This window comes from Actinocorallia lasiicapitis, from assembly GCF_054778695.1.
Genome location: NZ_BAAGZI010000841.1, coordinates 1 through 785, shown reverse-complemented (window position 1 = coordinate 785; position 785 = coordinate 1). Strand labels below are relative to the sequence as shown.

The window sequence follows — 785 nt, the reverse complement described above, 5'->3', positions numbered from 1 at the left end:
GCCTTCTCCTGCTCGAAGACCGGCAGCATCGCCTTGCGGGACGCGCTGGTCCAGCCGCCGGACGCCGCTCATGGACGCCGATCGCCGCCCTGAGCTGCGCCGCGACGGTCCGCACCGGATCGAGGACCGCCGCGGGCTCCTGGAACACCATCGCCAGCGCGCGCCCGCGCAGCCGTGACAGTTCCCTGTCCTTCAGCGCCAGCAGATTCCTGCCGTCCAGCCAGATCTCGCCGCGCACCCGGGCCGCGGGCGGCAGCAGCCCCATGACGGCCAGCGCCAGCGTCGACTTGCCCGCCCCCGACTCCCCCAGCACCGCCACCGACTCGCCCGAGGCCAGCTCCAGGTCCACCCCGCGCAGCGGCGCGCACCCCGGATAGGCGACCTCGAGCCCGCGCACCGACAGGTTCATGCGCGTTCCTGCAACGCGTCGCCGACCAGCCCGCATCCGAGGATCAGCAGGCTGAGCAGCACCGCCGCCGGAAGGAACAGCCACGGCTGGACGGTCGCGGCCGGGGCGCCGTCCGCGATCAGCGTGCCCAGCGAGACCCCGGGCGGCCGCACCCCGAACCCCAGATACGACAGGCCCGACTCCGCGAGGACGGCCAGCCCCACGTTGAGGGTCGCGTCCGCGACGAGCAGCGGCGCGAGATGCGGCAGGAGATGGCGGCGCACCACCCGTCCCGGGGAGGCGCCCGCCCAGGCGGCGGCCCGCACGCACTCCCGCTCCCGCAGCGACCGCGTCTGCCCGCGGACGGCCCCTCGACCAGAAACCCGAACGCCCTCTC

Annotated in this window: 2 protein-coding genes; both read right to left on the bottom strand. The window is 75.2% G+C overall.

Translation table 11 applies throughout. The annotated features are described in order from the left end of the window. The coding region (locus ACYVE7_RS35010) for an ATP-binding cassette domain-containing protein (RefSeq protein ID WP_460370967.1) at positions 1–409 on the bottom strand (409 nt) is incomplete at its 3' end. After that, a partial coding sequence (locus tag ACYVE7_RS35005; protein ID WP_460370965.1) for an ABC transporter permease subunit occupies positions 406–785 on the bottom strand: 380 nt, incomplete at its 5' end. The genes ACYVE7_RS35005 and ACYVE7_RS35010, both read right to left, overlap by 4 nt.